The sequence below is a fragment of the Rhizobium sp. P1_E1 genome (assembly GCF_056406015.1).
Genome location: NZ_JBFUAY010000262.1, coordinates 1 through 5,413, shown reverse-complemented (window position 1 = coordinate 5,413; position 5,413 = coordinate 1). Strand labels below are relative to the sequence as shown.

General features: G+C 62.4%; 5 protein-coding genes. 1 reads left to right on the top strand and 4 read right to left on the bottom strand.

From position 1 onward, the window contains the following. The first annotated feature begins 41 nt into the window (after window positions 1-41). Window positions 42-1,331, top strand: a complete 1,290-nt coding sequence (locus AC1D1Z_RS33470) for an MFS transporter (protein ID WP_477853133.1) — start codon at window positions 42-44, stop codon at window positions 1,329-1,331. A 33-nt stretch (window positions 1,332-1,364) separates the two neighbouring features. Here the strand turns inward: AC1D1Z_RS33470 and AC1D1Z_RS33465 are convergent, their stop codons facing one another. From AC1D1Z_RS33465 to AC1D1Z_RS33450, 4 genes are all read right to left on the bottom strand, one after another. Then, window positions 1,365-2,402: a LacI family DNA-binding transcriptional regulator gene (locus AC1D1Z_RS33465; RefSeq protein ID WP_018448766.1), complete on the bottom strand. Its 1,038-nt coding sequence runs from the start codon at window positions 2,400-2,402 to the stop codon at window positions 1,365-1,367. Between the two features lie 81 nt (window positions 2,403-2,483). Beyond that, a complete protein-coding gene (locus AC1D1Z_RS33460) occupies window positions 2,484-3,524 on the bottom strand; it encodes a LacI family DNA-binding transcriptional regulator (RefSeq protein WP_247265465.1) in 1,041 nt (346 codons plus the stop codon). Window positions 3,525-3,737: 213 nt separating this feature from the next. Further along, complete coding sequence (locus tag AC1D1Z_RS33455; RefSeq protein WP_477853132.1) at window positions 3,738-4,055, bottom strand: hypothetical protein; 318 nt, start codon at window positions 4,053-4,055, stop codon at window positions 3,738-3,740. 207 nt (window positions 4,056-4,262) lie between these two features. Next, window positions 4,263-5,413, bottom strand: a 1,151-nt coding sequence (locus AC1D1Z_RS33450) for an ABC transporter ATP-binding protein (RefSeq protein ID WP_477853131.1), incomplete at its 5' end; no start/stop codon positions are given.

Here is a 5,413-nt window from a genome sequence, read left to right as displayed (position 1 = left end):
ATCTACGCCGTGACGAAGCATGGTCATACCGGAGGATACTTATGGTCGACGAGAAGCGGCGGATCTCGAAAATCACCTGGAAGCTGATGCCCTTTCTCGGCATCCTTTATCTCATCGCCTATATCGATCGGCAGAACGTCAGTTTCGCCAAGCTGCAGATGGTCGATGCCCTCGGAATGAGCGAATATGCCTACGGTCTCGGCGCTTCGCTCTTCTTCATCGGCTATTTTCTCTTCGAGGTGCCGAGCAACCTCTTCCTCGACAGGCTCGGCGCCCGTGTCTGGTTCGCCCGCATCCTGGTCTCCTGGGGCATCGTCACCATCGCGCTCGCCTTCACGCAGAACGCGACGATGTTCTATATCCTGCGTTTCCTGCTCGGTGTCTGCGAAGCCGGCTTCTTTCCCGGCGTCCTCTATCTGCTGACGCTGTGGTTCCCTTCAGTCTATCGCGGCAGGATGGTCGGGCTGTTCATGATCTTCAGCGCGATCGCCAATGCCGTCGGTGCGCCGCTCGGCGGCGTGCTGCTCGATCTCGACGGTCTTTACGGCTTTGCCGGCTGGGAGTGGGTGTTCCTGGCGACGGGTATTCCGGCTGTCATCGCCGGCATCGTCACCTTCTTCTATCTTCCCGGCCGGCCTGAAAACGCAAGCTTCCTCAGCGGCGAGGAGAAGCAGTGGCTGGAACGAAGGCTCGCCTCGGAAAATGCCGGCATGGGCGAGAATGCTGGAAGCGGCTTCAAGGCGCTCATCGACCCACGGGTGCTGCTAATGGCACTCTGCTATATCGCCTTTCCGCTTTCGGCCTATGGGCTGAGCTACTGGCTGCCGACCATCGTCAAGGCTTTCGGCGTCAGCAACACGGTGAACGGTTTTCTCAACATCATTCCCTGGGTGCTGGTTGCGATCGCGCTCTATGTCGTTCCCGCCATGGCCGACAAGGCGCAATCGAAGACGCCCTATATCGTCATTCCGGCTTTCATCGGCGCCGCCTGCCTGCTGCTCTCGGCGCTGATCCCGAACCACAGTTTGCAATTTGCTTTTCTCTGCGTCGCTGCTGCCGGGATCTTCGCTCCCCAGCCGGTGTTCTGGAGCCTGCCCTCCCGTTTCCTCAAGGGTGCGGGTGCCGCAGCCGGCCTTGCCGCCATCAATTCGGTCGGAAATCTCGGCGGTTTCGTCGCCCAGAACGTCGTGCCTTGGATCAAGGAAGCGAGCGGCAGCACGATCGCGCCGATGTTCTTCCTGGCGGCCTGCCTGGCGGCCGGAGCCCTGCTGGTCTTCTTCGTCACGCATCAGCTGTCGAGCAGGGAGCAGCCTGCTCCAAGCCGGGTCTGATGCAAGCGGTCAAACATATCGACGCGGCGGGCTTCAAGCCGTCAGCGTGAAAGCGTCGCTTTCGCCCGGAACGAGTTCCAGCGGCCAGATCCTGTTGCGGGCACCCTGCGGATAGTGATCGGCATAGGCCGGCATGGTGGCGAGCAGGGTTTCGCCGAGCTGCGCGCCGAGATCGCGCAGCGACATACGGAAGGACGTCAGCGTCGGCTGCAGGAAATGCGTGCGCGGCTCCTCGCGGAAACCGACGACGGCGAGGTCGCGGCCGGGCACGACGCCGGCCTCGGCAAGCCGTCGGTAAAGCCCGATCGCCATCAGTTCATGGATCAGGATGATCGCCGTCGGCCGCTGCTCGATCATTAGCAATTCGTGGCCGGCCTGATAGCCGCCCTGTTCGCTCGACTTGACCCGGATGACGAGGGCCGGGTCGAAGGGGATATCATGCCGTTGCAGGGCCTGGCGGTAGGCGTCGAGGAAGAGGTAGCCGAGATTGATGTCGGAGGAGGGTGCAGCTACGGCGATCCGCCGGTGGCCTTTGGCGACCAGCCGGTCGACGCCGCGCGACGCCACGCCCTCGAAATCGAGGTCCATCCAGGTGTAGCTGCCGCCCGACGCGCTGCGGCCGAGCGCCACGAAGGGGATGCGGGCCTTTTCCAGAAGCTCGATGCGCCGGTCGGTGCGTCGTGTCGCCGAGATGATCAGCGCGTCGACAAGGCGGCGCGCCACCATGCGCTTCAGATATTCGTGCGGGTCCTCGTCATCGGGGCAGGGCAGCATGACGAGGTCGAGCTTGTGACGGGAAAAGACGCTCTGCAGCCCGTCGGTGACGCCAAGGAAGAAGTCGTCGCTGTTTTCGACCGTCTCGCGGCTCACTTCGAGCATCAACCCGATGACATTGGTCATGCCCTGGCGAAGGCTGCGGCCCGACTGGTTGGCGACATAACCGAGCTCTTCGGCGGCTGCGAGCACGCGCCGGCGCGTTTCGTCGTTGACGTCGGGCTTGCCGTTCAGCGCACGGGACACCGTTCCGATCGAAATGTCGAGATGCTCGGCGAGCTGGCGAATTCCCTTCATCTCAGGCGATCTTCCTCCCGGGTCACGTGTCATGCCCCTTCTTGCCACAGGATGACGCCTGCGAAAAGCCGCGCGGAAGGGTCAGGGTTTGAAGCTCTGGCGGATGACGAGTTCCGGAATGACGCGTTCGTAACCCGGAGGCGCATCGGGCTTTTCAAGCCGCCGCTCCATCAGCTCGACGGCGCGCAGCGCCATGGTCAGCGGGTCCTGGCGGAAGGTGGTGAGCCTGTAGCTCAGCCAGGAGGATTCCGGCACGTCGTCGAAGCCGATGACGGCGACGTCCTCGGGGATGCGCAGCCGGGCTTCCAGGCGCACGACGTCCATCAGTCCGAAGGCGATCTGGTCGTTGGCGCAGAAGACGGCGTCGGGCTTTATTGTCTCCGAAAAGAGTGCGCGCGCTGCGGCAACACCGCCGTCATAGTCGGAGTCGCCGCCGCGTCCGACGACGACGGATGCACCGAGCGACTCGGCGGTCGACAGGAAGGCGCTTTCGCGCTCGATGATAGCAGGTGTTCCCGTGTTGGAGCCGATGACCGCCAGCCGCCGTCTGCCGCTTTCGTAAAAGGCCGTCGCCGCCTTGCGGGAGGCTTCGGAGTTGCCGGCACGCACATGGTCGGCGTCGGGTTCCGAACGGCCGATCACGACGAGCGGCTGGCCATTTCGCTGTGCGAGTTCGAAGAAACTCGCCGGCGGCGAGCCGGACAGGATGATGATCGCCTCGGCGCGGTGGCCGATCAGCATCTTCTGGGCGGCGAGCAGCTCTTCTTCCGTCTGGCCGGTGTTGATGAGGATCGGGATGCTGCCGCGTTTGATCAGGGCTTTGGCTAGTGCTGCCGCCAGATGCGCGCGAAAACCCACTTCCGGCCGTGTCGCGACGATGCCGACAAGGCGGCTCTGGTTGGCAAGCACGCCGCGCGCCAGGTCGTTGACGTGGTAGCCGAGCTCCCGCGCCGCTCGCAGCACTTTTTCGCGCGTCGTCGGAGCGACGCTGGCACCCGGCGTGAATGTGCGCGAGACCGCGGAGCGCGAAACGCCCGCCAATTGCGCGACCTGCTCGGCGCTGACGAAGCGCATGCGTTCTTTCTTCGGCGCCTTGGCGCCGTTCACTGGACCATCATTCATTGGCTTTCAGCTATTGATCGTCTCTGACAGCCGGATGACAAGCGATCGCATGGCAACGAGATTTTTTCGATAAGGGGGATAACCGCGGGCAATAGCGATTGCCGAGGCCGCTGGACGCAACCTCGGCTGAGGGGGAACGAATATGAGCGGCGACGAATGATCGGTCACGCCGCTCGGGAAGTTCGGCCTCCCGGTGACGGGTTTATGAACCCGTTATTCGCAGACGCGTACAGTTTCGGCGTGATAGCCGCCGTCATAGCGGTTGCGGACATCGCGGTCCTCATACCAGCATCTCGGCGCGGGTTCGACATAGCGAGGGCCATCGACATAACGAGGCTCCTCGACGTAGCGAGGGCCGCCGCCATTGGCGATTGCGCCGCCAATGAGCCCGCCGACAACCCCTGCGGCAACGCCGCCGGCGATGATTCGACCGGTGTTATCGTGATGACGGTGGTCACRCGCGGCAGCAGGCTGAATGGCCGATCCAACAAGGGCCGTGGCGATCAACAGGCTGCTAATAACTCTCTTCATAATATTCTCCTCAGTGGCACTTGCCCCGGATAAGGGGCAAATGCGGCAGCAAGTCGTTTGTTCGTTCAAACTTTGCGACAGGCGTTAACGCATGTCATCCGGGATTAGAGCGCCGTGCGTCCTCCGGGACGCACAAAGGACGTTCTAACACTTTGAATCTACTCATCGTGCTTTTCGAAAATCGAGTCCGATTTTCGGGCCGATGCGCTAGGTCGCCGATTGCGTCGCCGTCGTCTCTTCCAGCACATCTTCGGGAATATCGTCGAAGGAGGCGTAATTGAGGTTATAGAGCTTGGAATAGAGCTTGCCGTTCTTCATCAGTTGACGGTGGTCGCCGCTTTCGATGATTTCGCCGTTCTGCAGCACGATGATGCGGTCCGCCTCGCGGATTGTCGCAAGCCGGTGGGCGATGACGAGGCCGGTGCGGTTTTCGAGCAGCTTTACCAGCGCTTTCTGGATCAGCATCTCGGTATAGCTGTCGATATTGGCGGTCGCTTCGTCGAGCACGAGGATCTTCGCGTCGGCCACCAATGCACGGGCAAAGCTCAAAAGCTGGCGCTGGCCGAGCGAAAGGTTGCCGCCGCGCTCGCCCAGAACGCTATCGTAACCCTCCGGCAGACGCATGATGAAGTCGTGCGCGCCGACGGCTTTGGCCGCCTCGATCACCTGTTCGCGCGTCGCCTCCAGCTTGTGGTAGCGGATGTTCTCGAAAACGGTGCCGGTGAAGAGGAAGGGTTCCTGCAGCACCATAGCGATCTGCGCCCCGAGCGAATCCTGCGTCAGCGCGCGCACATCGTGGCCGCCGACCAGCACCTGGCCTCGCTGTACATCGTAAAAGCGATGGATCAGCGACATGCAGCTCGATTTGCCGGATCCCGTCGGCCCGACCAGCGCCACCGTCTCGCCGGGATTGACCTTGAAGCTGACATGCTTCAGCACCGGATGCTTCGGATTATAGCCGAAGACGACGTCCTTGAATTCCACCGAGCCGTCCATGTCGCGCGATAGCGCCGTGGCACCAGGCGCATCCTTGATGTCGACAGGCACGTCGAGCACTTCGGTCAGCCGCTGGCCGGAAGCCATGGCACGCTGCATCACCGAATATTGCAGGGTCAGCGAACGGATCGGGTCGAAGAAGCGCTGAATGTAGAACAGGAAGGCGACGAGCACGCCGACATCGAGCGCCTGATTGAGAACGCGGGCACCGCCGACGACGATGACGAGCGCCATCGCCACGCCGGTCAGGCTGTCGACGATCGGCACCATCACCTGGGCATAGCGCGCCGCCGTCAGATGCGTCAGCAGGTTGGCACGCGCCTTGTCGTCGTAGAGCGTGAAGTTGACGCCCTGCCTATCCA